11 protein-coding genes are annotated in these 13884 nt (G+C 63.5%); 2 read left to right on the top strand and 9 right to left on the bottom strand.

Annotation, left to right across the window (positions count from 1 at the left end):
• Positions 1–26: 26 nt before the first annotated feature.
• The 4 genes from K5658_RS16645 to motA all read right to left on the bottom strand — a co-directional run bounded on the left by K5658_RS16645 (position 27) and on the right by motA (position 3422).
• A complete protein-coding gene (locus K5658_RS16645) occupies positions 27–449 on the bottom strand; it encodes a hypothetical protein (RefSeq protein WP_221064214.1) in 423 nt (140 codons plus the stop codon).
• Positions 450–666: 217 nt separating this feature from the next.
• Complete coding sequence (locus tag K5658_RS16640; RefSeq protein ID WP_221064213.1) at positions 667–1416, bottom strand: class I SAM-dependent methyltransferase; 750 nt, start codon at positions 1414–1416, stop codon at positions 667–669.
• Between the two features lie 5 nt (positions 1417–1421).
• Positions 1422–2543: a flagellar motor protein MotB gene (gene motB / locus K5658_RS16635; RefSeq protein WP_221064212.1), complete on the bottom strand. Its 1122-nt coding sequence runs from the start codon at positions 2541–2543 to the stop codon at positions 1422–1424.
• Positions 2544–2567: 24 nt separating this feature from the next.
• Positions 2568–3422, bottom strand: coding sequence for a flagellar motor stator protein MotA (motA, locus tag K5658_RS16630; protein WP_085215360.1), 855 nt, complete (start codon positions 3420–3422; stop codon positions 2568–2570).
• Between the two features lie 331 nt (positions 3423–3753).
• Between motA and htpG the strand changes: the two genes are divergently transcribed.
• Complete coding sequence (htpG, locus tag K5658_RS16625; RefSeq protein ID WP_221064211.1) at positions 3754–5658, top strand: molecular chaperone HtpG; 1905 nt, start codon at positions 3754–3756, stop codon at positions 5656–5658.
• Positions 5659–5923: 265 nt separating this feature from the next.
• Positions 5924–6136: a hypothetical protein gene (locus tag K5658_RS16620; RefSeq protein ID WP_221064210.1), complete on the top strand. Its 213-nt coding sequence runs from the start codon at positions 5924–5926 to the stop codon at positions 6134–6136.
• Positions 6137–6213: 77 nt separating this feature from the next.
• Here the strand turns inward: K5658_RS16620 and K5658_RS16615 are convergent, their stop codons facing one another.
• From K5658_RS16615 to K5658_RS16595, 5 genes are all read right to left on the bottom strand, one after another.
• On the bottom strand, positions 6214–7605 hold the full coding sequence (locus tag K5658_RS16615; protein WP_281425901.1) for an FAD-dependent oxidoreductase: 1392 nt from the start codon (positions 7603–7605) through the stop codon (positions 6214–6216).
• Positions 7606–7761: 156 nt separating this feature from the next.
• Positions 7762–9783: a 2,3-oxidosqualene cyclase gene (locus K5658_RS16610; protein ID WP_246628472.1), complete on the bottom strand. Its 2022-nt coding sequence runs from the start codon at positions 9781–9783 to the stop codon at positions 7762–7764.
• Positions 9784–10032: 249 nt separating this feature from the next.
• The gene (locus K5658_RS16605; RefSeq protein ID WP_221064209.1) at positions 10033–11217 is read right to left on the bottom strand and encodes a transaldolase; all 1185 of its coding nucleotides are present in this window, start codon (positions 11215–11217) and stop codon (positions 10033–10035) included.
• A gap of 27 nt (positions 11218–11244) precedes the next feature.
• Positions 11245–11526, bottom strand: coding sequence for a hypothetical protein (locus tag K5658_RS16600; protein ID WP_221064208.1), 282 nt, complete (start codon positions 11524–11526; stop codon positions 11245–11247).
• A gap of 243 nt (positions 11527–11769) precedes the next feature.
• Complete coding sequence (locus K5658_RS16595; protein WP_221064207.1) at positions 11770–13782, bottom strand: calcium-binding protein; 2013 nt, start codon at positions 13780–13782, stop codon at positions 11770–11772.
• Between the last annotated feature and the right edge of the window lie 102 nt (positions 13783–13884).

The raw sequence follows: 13884 nt of genomic DNA, 5'->3' as shown, positions 1-13884 counted from the left end.
AGGGGCGCGGATGGCCTGGCCGTGGTTCAAGGCGCGGGGTTCGGCGGGCACGTCCGGCTCATGAAAACGGCTGTGAAATTACCCTTTTCCGTGGTGTCTGGATGTTGGGTGGCCGGGTTGTTCAAAAAGCCGATATATTCCCCAGTGAATAGGGTATTGCTCGCGAACTGGCCGAATAGGGTGTGGTTCCAGCCATTTTGGGGCGAGAAGGCCGTCGAGCGGATGCGGTCGCCTTTTTGGAACCATTCGCCATTGGCACCGGGGAAGGTCAGGGAATACCAAGAGCCGTTGGTCAGATAGCACACTTGGTTCACCGTTCCGAAGGTGAGGCCGGGTTCCCGGTAGGAGCGGATTTCCCATAGCCCGACTGGCGTCGCGGCGAAAGTGGCCGAAGCGCTCAATAAGAGTCCAAAACCCAGCAGTGGGCGGAATAGGGTGGATTTATTCATGGTACTGTCCTCGCGCAAAATGATCGGGCGGAAATAGGGGGTATTCCCGTCGCTGGCCCGATGGCGGCGGCGTTGATAATCACTATATCCATCGCCCTGGATTATCCTAGGCGAATAATGCGCGGGAATGCTGTGAAAAGGTGTGTGCGGTTGGAGTTGCGGCGCAAGGGGGGCTGTGGTATTGGGTGGGGGCAAGTCGGGAGGGCGTTGCTTGCGGTTACATCCGCCAGATCAACAACCGCGTCCGCCGCGCATCGTCCAGCGTGAGGACGTGGTCCGGCACCCAGCCCGGCACCTCGAAGCTATTGCTGACCAAGAGCGAACCCGTCCGCATTTCGCGCCGGGCCTTGAGCCAGAGTTCCGGCATGGGCTCGGGCGACAGGAAGGCGTAGACCACGTCGTACCGGCCCAAATCCTCGCTCCACAAATCGCCCCAGCGGATACGGAGATTGGCCCGGCCCCGCGCCCGTAGCCAAGCCCACAGGCAAGGCAGCGGGGCCGATTCCACGCCTTGGAACGCGCCATTCGGGAATTTCCGGGCCAGTCCCGCCAAGCCGCCGCCCAGGCCGCAGCCCAGATCGATCAAGGCGAAAGCCCGCTTTTTCGGCAACAGCCCGGCCAGCGCGTCCCAGGTATCGGAATTGCTGAGATAGAGCGGCACCCGTTCGCGGGGAGCGCCCCGGAACACCAGCCACAACAGCGCGAAGCCCGCCAGCCACACCCACGGCGGCGCATGCAGCCAAGCCGCCGCCGCCAAGGCGGGCACGAACCCCCCCTGTATCCACCGCCACCACACCGGCAAGCGCCAGGCCCAGCTCAGGCCCAGGGCCAGGAGGCCGACCAACCCGGCCAGCGCGGGCGTCGCGGTCCCCATTCCGGTCAGCAGCCCGGCTTTGAGCCCCAGCGCGACCAAGCCCGCCGCGACCAGTTGCGCCAGGACGATCCTGATCCAGAGCGATGCGCCCATGCCGTTCAATGGTCTGGTGGATGGGCCGGGGCGGCGGGCGCGGGCGGCGGTGCGCCGCTTTGCCGCCCGGTCAGCGTGCCCGGAATGATGCCCGGCTTCGCCAGGCTGGACTTGCCGCCGCCGGTCAAGGTGCCGGGCACGCCCTTGGGTGCGGGCGGCGGCGGAGGGGGATGGGCGGCGGCTTTGGCGGCCTCCTTGGCGGCTTCGAGCGCCTGCATGTTCAGGGGCTTTTGGGCCGAGACATTCATGCTGCCATCGCCCTCGGTGATTTCGTCGGCGGTGTGCTTGTTCATCACCGTGATCGAGATGCGGCGGTTGGTGGCGTGCAAGGGATCGTCCTTCACCAGGGGCACGCTGGACGACAAGCCCACCACCCGCATCATCTTGTCTTCCTTGAGCCCGCCGCGGATCAATTCCTTGCGGGCGGAATTGGCCCTATCGGCGGACAGTTCCCAGTTGCTATAGCCCTGGCCGCCGCCGGGGAAGGGCTTGGCGTCGGTGTGGCCGGCGATGCTGATCTTGTTGGGCAGTTCGTTGATGACCGGGGCGATCTCGTGGAGGATTTGCGCGGCGTAGCCCGCCATCCGGGCGCTGGCCGATTCGAACATCGGCCGGCCTTCCTCGTCGATGATCTGGATGCGCAGGCCATCCTCGGTGATGTCGATCTGCAATTGGTTTTCATAGGGCAGCAGCAGGGGGTCGGTTTCGATCATGTTTTCGATCTTCTGCTCCATGGCTTCGAGCTGGGCTTGGTCCTTGCGTTCCAAGTCCTTGTCGTTCTGCTCCTCCTCCGATTCCCCGGCCTCGGCGGTGATGTCCTGCTTGCCCTTGTTGGTCAGCTTCACCTGGCCTTCGGATTGGGTGAGGTCTTCGCCGCCGCCCTTGATGATGCTGGTGGCGTCGCCGGTGTTGGCCCCGCCCGCGACCGAGGGTTTCCAGGGGTCTTTGAAATATTCGGCGATGCCCTGCCGGTAGGAGGGATCGGTGGTGCCGAGCAGCCACATGAGCAGGAAGAACGCCATCATCGCGGTGACGAAATCGGCGTAGGCCAACTTCCAAGCGCCGCCGTGGTGGCCGTGCCCGCCCTTCTTGACCTTCTTGACGATGATGGGTTGGTTCTCGGCCATGGCGGCGGCTCCGGCGGGGCGCGGTTATTTGCTGCTCTTGAGGTGGGATTCCAACTCGCTGAATTCCGGCCTTTCGGTGGAGTACATCACTTTGCGGGCGAACTCCACCGCCGTGGGCGGGGCGTAGCCGCTCATGGAGGCGATCAAGCCGGCCTTGATGCTGATGTAATACTTGGTGGATTCGCCCAATTGCTGTTCCATCAGGTTGGCCAGGGGACCGATGAAGCCGTAGGAGATCAGGATGCCGAGGAAGGTGCCGACCAGGGCCGCCGCGATCAATTTGCCGAGTTCGGCGGGCGGGATGCCCACCGATTCCATGGTATGCACCACGCCCATCACCGCCGCCACGATGCCGAAGGCGGGCATGCCGTCGGCCAGCTTTTGCAGGGCCGAGATGGGGACGTGGCCTTCCTCGTGGTGGGTTTCGATGTCGAGGTCCATCAGGTTCTCGATTTGGTGGACATCCAGGCTGCCGCTGGACATCAGCCTAAGGTAGTCGGTGATGAACTCGACCGCGTGGTGGTCGGCCAGCACCAGGGGCGCGGATTTGAACACCTCGCTCTGGCCGGGGTTCTCCACGTCGCCCTCGATGGACAGGAGGCCGTTCTGGCGGATTTTGAGGAAGACCTTGTAGAGCAGGGTCAGGGTTTCCAGGTAGAAGGCTTGGTTGTACTTGGAACCTTTGAGGCTGCCGATCACCGCGCCCACCGTGGCCTTCAGCACCTTGGGGCTGTTGGAGACCACGAACGCGCCGCCCGCCGCGCCGAAGATGATGATGACCTCGTTGATCTGCATCAGCACCCCGAGGTGTCCCCCGGCCATGATGAACCCGCCCAGGACGGCGCCGATGACGATGACATAACCGATGATGACGAACATGATGGGTACTCTTGTGGGGATTCTGGTACTTGGTTTCGCTGGGTGGGGCCGTGGATGCCGGCCAGGGGCGGCGCGGCGGAATCCGCCGACTGTGCTTGGTTGGGTCGCGCGGGGGCCGGTGGCTATGCTTCTAAAGGTAGCATCAGGCTGGTTTTGCGAAGTCCCGTGGCGGATCTGCCGCCGCCGTGGAACACTTGAAAAGCGGGGCGTCCGGCCCAATATGGGAAACGCGGAATTTCCATGAAGGCGGCGCTCGCGTCCCGAATGCCCCGACGGCGGGGAGCGCCGCCTTGCCTTCTCCCATCCACTTCCCGTGAGGACTATCGAGACTATGACAGCAGTCGCCGACACCAAGGTTACTTTGGGCTTCGAGGCCGAAGTCAAGCAAATCCTGCATTTGATGATCCATTCCTTGTACAGCAACAAGGAAATCTTCCTGCGCGAACTGATTTCCAACGGCTCGGACGCGGCGGACAAGCTGCGCTTCACCGCGCTGGGCGACGACGCCCTGTACGAGGGCGATGCCGAGCTGAAAATCCGGGTCGAGTTCGACAAGGGTGCCCGGACCCTCACCATTACCGATAACGGCATCGGCATGAGCCGCGACGAGGTGCGCGAGAATATCGGCACCATCGCCCGTTCCGGCACCCGCCGTTTCTTCGAGGCGCTGACCGGCGACCAGGCCAAGGATAGCCAGCTCATCGGCCAGTTCGGCGTGGGCTTCTATTCCTCCTTCATCGTCGCCGACAAGGTCACGCTGGAAACCCGCAAGGCCGGCGAACCCGCCGCCCACGGCGTGCGCTGGGAATCGGCGGGCGAGGGCGATTTCACCTTGGAAACCATCGACAAGCCCGAGCGCGGCACCCAGATCACCTTGCACCTCCGCGAGGGCGAGGACGATTTCCTGGATGGCTGGAAGCTGCGTTCGATCATCCGCAAATTCTCCGACCATATTTCCCTGCCCATCGTGATGCTCAAGGAGAGCTATGGCGGGGAAGAAGGCGAAGCGGAAAAGACCATCGAATGGGAAACCGTCAACAGCGCCTCGGCCCTGTGGGCGAAGAACAAGGACGAAATCAGCGAAGAGCAGTACACCGAGTTCTACAAGCACGTTTCCCACGATTTCCAGGAGCCGCTGGCGCGTTTGCACAGCCGGGTCGAGGGCAACAACGAATACACCTTGCTGCTCTACCTCCCGGCCCGCGCCCCGTTCGACCTGTGGGACCGCGACAACAAGCACGGCGTGAAGCTGTACGTGCGCAAGGTGTTCATCATGGAGGGCTCGGAGAAGCTGATGCCGCGCTATCTGCGCTTCGTGCGCGGCGTGATCGATTCCGATTCCCTGCCGCTGAACGTCTCCCGCGAAATCCTGCAAGAAGACAAGCTCCTGGAAAAAATCCGCTCCGGCGCGGTGAAGAAGGTGCTGGGCCTGTTGGAAGACCTCGCCAAGAACGAACCCGAGAAATACGCCACCTTCTGGAAGGAATTCGGGCAGGCGTTCAAGGAAGGCCCGATCGAGGATTTCAAGAACCGCGAGCGCATCGCCAAGCTGATGCGGTTCGCCTCCACCCACACCGACAGCCCCGAGCAGACGGTGTCGCTGGACGACTATATCTCGCGGATGAAGGAAGGCCAGGACAAGATTTATTTCATCACCGCCGAGAGCCACACCGCCGCCAAGAACAGCCCGCACCTTGAACTCCTGCGCAAGAAGGGGCTGGAAGTCCTGCTATTGAGCGACCGGGTGGACGATTGGCTGGTCGGCTATCTCACCGAGTACGAAGGCAAGCCACTGCAATCGGTGGCGAAGGGCGATCTGGACCTGGGTACCCTGGCCGACGAGTCCGACAAGCAGCATGTCGAGGAAGCCAGCAAGGAGCTGGAGCCCTTGATCGAGCGCATCAAGCAGGTGCTGGGCGACAAGGTGGCCGAGGTGAAGGTGTCGGCGCGCCTGACCGATTCCCCGGCCTGCTTGGTCAGCGAAACCTACGGCATGAGCCGGACCATGGAGCGCATCATGAAATCGGTGGGGCAGGGCGTGCCTGCCGCTAAGCCGATTTTCGAGATCAACCCCGACCACCCGCTGGTGGTGCGGCTGAAGTTCGAGCCGGACGATCTTAAGTTCGGGGATTTGGCCCACGTCCTGTACGACCAGGCCGTGTTGAGCGAAGGGGCGCAGTTGGACGATCCGGCGGCGTTCGTGAAGCGGCTGAATTCGCTGTTGCAGGGGAAGTAAGCGGCGGGTTTTAAGGGATTAAGCCGTTTTGGGAAGGGCGGGCCTGGGGAACCGGGGCCGCCCTTTTGTTTTGGGGGCCGTCCGCGGAAAACCAAGCATTCAACTCAGGAACCCGCCCGCCCATCCGCCGGTCTCATCGGGCGGGGCGATGGGCGGATTTCCCACCCGCCCGCATACCCAGCGCCGCCCTGGCCGGTTCCGGTGCCATCAACCACCCATCCCAAGCCGGCCCGCATAACCACAACCAGCCACCCGAGGAGGATTTATGAAGACCAGCCATCTCATGTTCGCCGGTGTCGCTTTCGCCGTCGTGGCCGAAGCCCTGTTGTTGATGGGCAATAAGAACGGGGAGGAGGAGTGGGCCAGCTTCCGCGACGCCCATCATTGCATCCCCGTGGCCGCGACCGACGGCAGCAACCGGGCCGGCTACCAGTGCGACGACGGGCAGGTGCATTACCGTTGGCGGCAAATGCGTTGAGACGACCCGGTTCCCCACCTTCCCCCACAAAAAAAGGCCGCTCACGCGGCCTTTTCCATGCCATCGGGCTCGCCCGGTCATTCGGCGTAAGCGCCCAATTCCCGCCACCTCTGCCGCAGCGCCGCCTCCTGGAACTTGAAGCTCTTGTACAGGAACAGCAACACGCCCCGGTGCCAAGCGCCGAGGGTTTGGTTCCGCACCCATTCCGGCAACAGGCGGAAGGCTTGCAGCGCGACCAGGCCATATTGGTAAGCCAGCGAGAAGATACTGCTGTCCAGCGAGGACAGGAGCGCCATCGAACGCACCCGGCCCTTGGGGCTGGACCGCCAGTAGGAAAAGATGCACTGGCTTAACAACAAGGCTTCCGGCGTTTCGGCCAGGAAGGCCTCGCGCAGTTCCTCCGCCAGGGTGCGGCGGGTGAGTTGCAGCCTCGCGCAGACGCGGGAGTATTGGCGCAGGGCGGCGGGCACATCCAGCTTGGCCGCGCGCAGGGCGTCGCGCAGCACCAGGGCGTCCTTGACGGCGGCAGTGATGCCGGAGGCGGTCAGGGGATGGCAGCAACCGCGGGCGTCGCCGACCAGGGCGATGTTGTGCTTCACGCTCTGGGCCGGGATGATGCAGTAATTGGCGGCGGCCAGGGGTTTGCCCTCGGCCAGTTCCGCCTCCACGTCGCGCCGGAAACTGGGCGGGAAGGCGTTCAGGTGGGTCTGGATCGAGTCCTTGGCGTCGGCCCCCTTGAGGATTTCGAACATCACCCTGGCCCGGCCCCCGCCGATGCCATAGGCGTAGGACACGCCCGCCGGATTCAAGAAGATATTGCCGAAGCCCTTGTGCGGCAGATGGATATCATCGACCTCGACCCCCATCATGCCGGAATAGCGCTGGGTGACATGGGTGATGCCGATCATCTTGCGGACCTGGGACATCGGGCCGTCGGCCCCGATCATCAGCTTGGCATCGACCCGGACCTCGCCCTCTTCGGTGCGGACCAGGGCGGTATAGCGGCCCGGAGCGGCTTCTTCCATCTCCGTGACCCGCGCCCCGGACCAGACCGTGACGCCGGGGAAGCCCTGCACCGTGTCCAATAGGTGGTCCTTGAGCAGGCGGTGTTCGATGGCTTGGCCGTGGGTACCGCCGACGCCGTGGGATTCGTCGTAGGGCAGCAGCACGGTGGATTCGCAGGCGTCGGTGACGGGCTCTTCGCCCGCGAACGGGAACACCGCGAAACCCCGCACCGGCGCTCCCAAATCCAGTTCCCCATCGAGGAGGCCCAATTCGCGCAGGCCGTTGATGCCCGGCGGATGGATCAACTCCCCGGCCAGCCGCCGGCCATGGGCGGAACCCGGCTCGACGATCAAGACCTTCAGCCCCAAGGGCGCGAGCGCCGCCGCCGCCGCCGAACCGGCGATGCCTCCGCCCGCGATCAGAACATCCACGTCCTGCCGCGCTACCATTTCTTTTTCTTGCATATTCGATCCCGATATTCAATGAAACAATGAGGTCGAAGGCCGCCCAGCCGGCGGCCCGTGAAAAGCGTTGCCCGAGGCCAGCCCGGTGGCGTCCGGGGCGGATATTTTCTTAGCGACGCACCGTGTCCGCCTTGACCACGAACAAAGTCCGGTGAGTTAGCGCGTCCCGTGGAGCCGGGCATGGCGGGCCAGGGCCCAGGCCGGGAAGTACGTGTGGTAAAGCCGGTAATCGAGCATGGCCGCGCCGAAGAACACCCCGTTCACGCCTTGGCGCGGCCAATCGCCGTCGGCTTGTTGCTGGCCGACGAGCCAGGCGACGCCCTGGGCAATCGCGGGATGGTCCGGTGGCAGGATATCCAGCAAGGCCAGCAGCGCCCAACTGGTCATCACCACCTGGCTATGGGAATGCTCGATATAGCGGCCTTCGAGGCAACTGGAATAATGCTCGCCCCAACCGCCGTCGGCGCGTTGCTTGCCGACCAGCCAAAGGGCGGCGGCTTGCAGGGCGGGGTCGCCGGCCGGGATGTCCGCTGCCCGCAAGCCCTTGGCGACATGGAAAATCGCGTAGGTGTAATTGATGCCCCAGAACCCGGCATAGGCGCCGTCGGGCAATTGGGCGGACCGGAGCAGGGCGACCGCGCGGGCGATGGCCCGGTCGATGGTTCCGGTCGGGTCGGGGTGGTGCTTGCGGTAATCGGCCAAAGCCGCCAGCGACGAGGCGGTGCATTCGATATAGGACAACTCGGTCATGCACTGGCCGAACATCTCGGAGGGATTGATCGCTTCCAGCAATTTCCCGGCGCGGCGGCGTTCATAGGTGCCGAAACCGCCGTCGGCGTTCTGGCGCGACAGGATGAAGGCCACGGCCTGCCCCAGCCGTTCCGGCGCGAAGGGCTGGACGTCCCGATATTCGGGGCGTTCGCGCAAGGCCAACAGGGCGCTCACGGCCTCGGCGGTGCAATCGCTGACCGGCCAGCGGTGCTGGCCATCGGAGAAGCACCAGCCCCCCACCGCCGTATCCCGCCAATAGTTCCGGTCATCGGGCAATTCCTCGGTCATCTGGGCCTGCTTGAAGAAGCCGACCGCCCGGTCCATGGCGTCCACCGATCCGGGCACCGTGCCGGGCGCTTCCATGAACGCCTGCACCACGAAGGCGGTATCCCAGGTGTTGGAACGCGCCCCGACATAGCGGATGCCTTCCACCTCGTCTTCCCAACGCCAAGCTTCGGCCCCGGCTAGGCTGGCTTGCAATTCGTGATGTTGCGGATCATGGGCGAAAATGGCGAGGCAATTCAACAGGCCGTTGACTGGGGAGATGCCTTGGTAGCGGGTGGTGCGCTGCTCGTACAGGATGCGCTCGAAGCAGGCCGCCAGCGCCTTGCGCCGTAAGGCTTTGAGATGCCAGCGCTCGTAGAGGGCCAGCCCGTCGTAGATCGTCCGCAGCAAGGGGCTGATGGGCACATGGACATCGCCCGGCGCGAGGCTATGGCGCAACTGGGCGAAATCGATGCTGGCGTAGGGTTCCGTATAGAGTTCGGCCCGGAGTTGCTCCCGCAGCCCATCCGGCAAGGGCGCGACGAAGCGCACCCCGAACAGATAGGCGATCCCCAGGTAGATCAAACGGGTATGGCAATAGAAGCGGCGGGGATGGAACGGCAGCCATTGCGGCAGGATGAACAACTCCGGCGGGACCGAGTTGAGCCCCGCGTAGTCGTAGAGGCCGAGCAGCGCCAGCCAGAATTTCCCCCAGGTCGGAATCCCCTTCACCCCGCCGGGCTGGGCGTGCAGCCAAGTCCGGGCGCGGACCAGCATGGGATCGTCGGCGGAGAGCCCCAGGATACGCAGCGCCACATAGGCCAGGGCGGTGAAGAAGACATACCCCGGCGATTCGGGATGCATCCCCCAAGCGCCCTCGGCGTCCTGGTAATGGGCGAAATGGCGGACGATGCGGGCGCGTTCGTCCTCGGAATAGGGACGGCCCGCCACGGCGCGGACGATGACGGTCTGGGCCAGGATCATGGTGCACCAGACCATTTCGCCTTCCCAATCGCCGTTGCCGCCCTGTAGTTCCAGGAGGCGCGACAAGGCGCGCCGTCCGGCCTCCCGCTCCGGGCCATGGGCCGGAGCCGCCATGGGCGCACGCGGGAGGTCGTTGAACTCGGTGGTTTGGTTGTTCAAGGTCTGTTTTGGGTGGAGGATGGGACGGGGAGGCTGGGTCGCCGGGCCGGGAAGCCGGTTGCCGCGTTTGGGATGGACCTTATCGGGCCGGGATAAGGTGAATTGATGATACCGGTATGCCTTAAAACCGAAGTTATTGTGCGGGAAAGCCGCGCATCCGTCCAGTTCCCTCTTGGTGGACGCTGGGATTCCCGCCCGTATCCGCTGGAGTGGAAGCCCGGCCCCCCAGGCTTCCGTTGCCGCCGGGATTCAAGCGGCCCGCGCCGCCGCCCAATGCACGATGGCTCCCAGGGCCACGCCCATTTCCGCCAGGCTGATCCTGCCGTCGTGGTCGGCGTCCATGGCGTCGAACACGGCATCGGTGCCCAGCCATTCCTCGCGGGTCACATAGCCGTCGCCGTCGTGGTCGTAGAGTCCGAACATCCCTTCCGACACCACCTTGCCCAGGGCCGCGCCGTCCTCGATCTGGGCCAGCCGCGCCGATAACAAGGCCTCGGTGCTTTCCAGCGCCTTGGTGAAGCCCCGGATGCCCTCGCTGAGCTTGTCGCTGGCCATGCGGTCGGCGGCGTGCATCCGCTCGAACGTGGCCAGGTCCATGGGGATGGGGGCGATATCCAGGTCGGCGGCGGCGCTGGGGTCGAGCTTGCGCGGCAAGGGTCCGTCGCCGGTTTCCAGTTGCTTGAGCAGGGCCGGGGAAATGGTCAGGAGATCGCAGCCGGCCAGTTCGACGATTTCGCCCAGGTTGCGGAAGCTCGCGCCCATGACTTCGGTCTTGTAGCCGAATTTTTTGTAATAGTTGTAGATGCGCGTCACCGACACCACGCCGGGGTCGTCGGCGGGGGCGTAGTCCTGGCCGGTTTCCTTCCTATACCAATCGAGGATGCGGCCCACGAAGGGCGAGATCAAGGTGACGCCCGCCTCGGCGCAGGCGATGGCCTGGTGCAGGCCGAACATCAGGGTGAGGTTGCAATGGATGCCTTCGCGCTCCAATTGCTCGGCGGCGCGGATGCCTTCCCAGGTCGCGGCGATCTTGATGAGCACCCGCGAGCGGTCGATGCCCGCCGCCGCGTACTGGGCCATCAGGTCGCGGGCTTTCGCCACCGTGGCGGCGGTGTCGTAGGACAAGCGGGCGTCCACCTCGGTCGAAACCCGGCCCGGCACGATGTCCAGGATACGCAGGCCGAAGGCGATGGCCAGCCGGTCGAAGGCCAGGGCCACGACCTGGGCGCGTTCGGCGTCCGGTCCCAGGGCCTCCCTGGCCTTCAGCAAGGTGTCGTCCACCACCGCGCGGTATTCCGGCATCTGCGCGGCGGCGGCGATCAGGGAAGGGTTGGTGGTGGCGTCGCGGGGGGTGAAGTTGCGGATGGCTTCCAGGTCGCCGGTATCGGCGACCACGACGGTCATGCCGCGCAATTGTTCCAAGAGATTGCCCATAGCCTGAATCCTCGTGAGTGGGGTGGTTTAGCCCGGTGTTTGTTCGTTCGCCAAGGCCCGCTCGGTGATGGTGTGGTAGAGCGAGACCGCCTGGGCGCAGAGCGCTTGGTATTCGGGATGCCGGTCCACCATGGGCATGATCTGCTCGGCGTCGGCGAACACCTCGCGCAGGAAGGCGATATCCCATTCGTCGAGTTTGCCGCCTTGATCGACCTTGTCCTTGAGCGCCAGGGCTTTGGGCAGGCGCTGGGTGGTGAAGCGGGTCAGCAGGGCGGTGGCGATCCCTAGGTCTTTGCTGGATTCGGTCATGGTAGCCTCGCGATATGAAATAAAGCCTCATGGCAAGGCTTATTAGAACACCGGGACTATTTCGATTGGGGGGATGCTGCTGTCCGGTTTGGCGCTGATTGTTTCGGCCCGCTCCCCGAGGCCGCGCCAAGGGGCGGCCCTTTCATGGGGCAAGCGGTTGTTTTCTGTGGGGAATGGTTCGGGAAGGGTGGGAGGCGAAGCGCGGCGGGGGGGCCGACCGCGCTTTGCGTTGCCAAACGTGGTTCAGGCGAAGAACAGATCGACCCCCACCACGCCGACGGGCGGCAAATCCCCGAAAGTCGCCATCTTGAACACCAGGTCGGTATCGGCTTGGAAACCGGGGGTATTGTCGTTGACGACCACATAGGCGTTGTAATACCCGCCGATGTCGACGACGGCGGCGCTATTGAGGCCCAGGGGTTGGTTGCCCGCCAGCTTGCCATTGGCATCCGCGAAGACTTGGTTGATGGACGCCAGCGACGGGCTGAAATCTTGATCCGCCGCACGGGTGAAGGCGACCGGCTTGGCCAAAGCGCCCCCGCTTACGGAAAGCAGGTCGATTTTATCCTCGCCCACCGAAAACCCATCGATAATATCGGGCGCGCTGAGCAAGGATTCCTTGAACTGGAAGATATAGGTATTGGCCCCGGACCAATCGCTATAGGAATCCTGGCCCGGTCCGCCATTCAGCTTATCGTTGCCGCCTTGCCCGTCCAGATAATCCTTGGCGGTCTCCCCCATCAGTATGTCATTGTCTCCGCCGCCGTATAGGAAATCGTCGCTGATACCGCCCTTCAGCGTATCGTCGCCGTAGGAGCCATATAAGATATCTTCGCCACGGCCACCATATAATTTATTGCCCAGGCCATTGCCGGATAGGGTGTTTTTCAGCGAGTTCCCGGTACCGTCCAAACCATTGCCGATAATGGCCAATTGTTCTATGTTATCGCCCAAGGTGTAGGTTTTGGCGGAGGAATTGACCACATCGAGACCGGCGGAAGCCTCCTCCACCACGATATCGCCGGGAGTGTCCACGTAATAGGTATCGTCGCCGTTCCCGCCGACCAAGGTGTCTATACCCTGGCCCCCGTCCAGAACATCGTCCCCATCCAGGCCGGAGAGGCTATTGGCGGCGCTATTGCCCGTGAGATAGTTATCCTGGCTGTTGCCGGCGCCATTGATGGCGGCACTACCCGTGAGTTTCAACGCCTCCAGGGTTTTCCCCAAGGTATAGGAAACCGAAGATTCGACTTGGTCATAGCCGAAGGTGCTGGTTTCGACCACGATATCCCCGGTATTGTCGACGATATAAAGATCGCCTCCGGTCCCGCCCACCAGCTTGTCCGCGCCCGCGCCGCCGTTGAGGATATCGAAACCATCGTCGCCTTGCAGGCTATCCGCGCCCGCCCCGCCCAGCAAGGTATCGTCGCTGCCGCCGCCGACCAGGGTGACGGAGCCCAGGGTGAAGGCCGAGGCATCCAGCAGGTTCCAGGTATCGCCGCCGGTCAATACCGCCTGTTCGATATTCAGCAGGACATCGACGCCGTTCCCCACCAGGCTGTTATTGCCGAGTATGAATTTCGCCAGATTGCCGGATTCGATCACCTTGTCGAGTCCGCTGCCACCGTCGAGGACGTCGCTGTTCAAGCCGCCGGTGAGGTTATCGTTGCCGTTCCCGCCATAGATCGTATCGTCGCCGGCACCGCCATTGATGGTGTCGTTGCCGCCTTTGGCGTTGATGGTATTTTCATCGTTGGTGCCGAGCAGCGAATTGGCCGAGTCGTTGCCGTTGATGACGGTGCCGGGTTGGGTGGGCGAGGGCACCGAAACCCTGAGTTCGTAGAGTCCCGTGGCCGAGCTGGCGAACGACCATTTGGCCCCGGTGACGCCGACCACATATTTACCCGCCGCCAGGCCGGCCAGGTCGATGCGATAGGTATAGGGGGAGTTCGGGAGCTGGTAATTGTCGGCCACTTCCACATACTTATCGCTTTGCGCGTCGTAGCGGTATAGGGTCATGGCGTAATGGGCCTTGATATTCACCACATCGGGCGAATTCAACTCGATATAGCTATTGATGGGGGCGGTGCCGTTGAATTGGAAGCTGTAATAATCGATCACGTCGCTGGACGCGCTGTTGGGGATGCTTTCCAGTATCCCGGTACCGATATAGGTTCCGGCTAATATGCCAAGGCCGCTGGCGAGGCCCGGCAGGTCGTTGTTGGCGGTATCGATCAAACCTAGATTTTTAGCCATGTTATCGCACCCTGAGGGTTGTTTATTTTTGAGGATCCTTGCGGGGGGTGGTGTTGGGCCGCCCGGCGGTCCGGCCCGCGCTGCGGCGGGGTGGACGGGGCG

It is taken from the genome of Methylomagnum ishizawai (assembly GCF_019670005.1).
In the GTDB taxonomy this organism is placed as follows: Bacteria; Pseudomonadota; Gammaproteobacteria; order Methylococcales; family Methylococcaceae; genus Methylomagnum; species Methylomagnum ishizawai.
Note: the sequence above shows the minus strand (reverse complement) of the source record. Positions and strands in the feature narration are given on the sequence as shown.

Coding starts and splice junctions, on each gene's coding strand:
- motA (WP_085215360.1), bottom strand. CDS start 3,422: ATGTTCGTCATCATCGGTTATGTCATCGTCATCGGCGCCGTCCTGGGC.
- K5658_RS16640 (WP_221064213.1), bottom strand. CDS start 1,416: ATGGGCGCATCGCTCTGGATCAGGATCGTCCTGGCGCAACTGGTCGCG.
- K5658_RS16605 (WP_221064209.1), bottom strand. CDS start 11,217: ATGGGCAATCTCTTGGAACAATTGCGCGGCATGACCGTCGTGGTCGCC.
- K5658_RS16620 (WP_221064210.1), top strand. CDS start 5,924: ATGAAGACCAGCCATCTCATGTTCGCCGGTGTCGCTTTCGCCGTCGTG.
- K5658_RS16615 (WP_281425901.1), bottom strand. CDS start 7,605: ATGCAAGAAAAAGAAATGGTAGCGCGGCAGGACGTGGATGTTCTGATC.
- K5658_RS16645 (WP_221064214.1), bottom strand. CDS start 449: ATGAATAAATCCACCCTATTCCGCCCACTGCTGGGTTTTGGACTCTTA.
- htpG (WP_221064211.1), top strand. CDS start 3,754: ATGACAGCAGTCGCCGACACCAAGGTTACTTTGGGCTTCGAGGCCGAA.
- K5658_RS16600 (WP_221064208.1), bottom strand. CDS start 11,526: ATGACCGAATCCAGCAAAGACCTAGGGATCGCCACCGCCCTGCTGACC.
- K5658_RS16595 (WP_221064207.1), bottom strand. CDS start 13,782: ATGGCTAAAAATCTAGGTTTGATCGATACCGCCAACAACGACCTGCCG.
- motB (WP_221064212.1), bottom strand. CDS start 2,543: ATGGCCGAGAACCAACCCATCATCGTCAAGAAGGTCAAGAAGGGCGGG.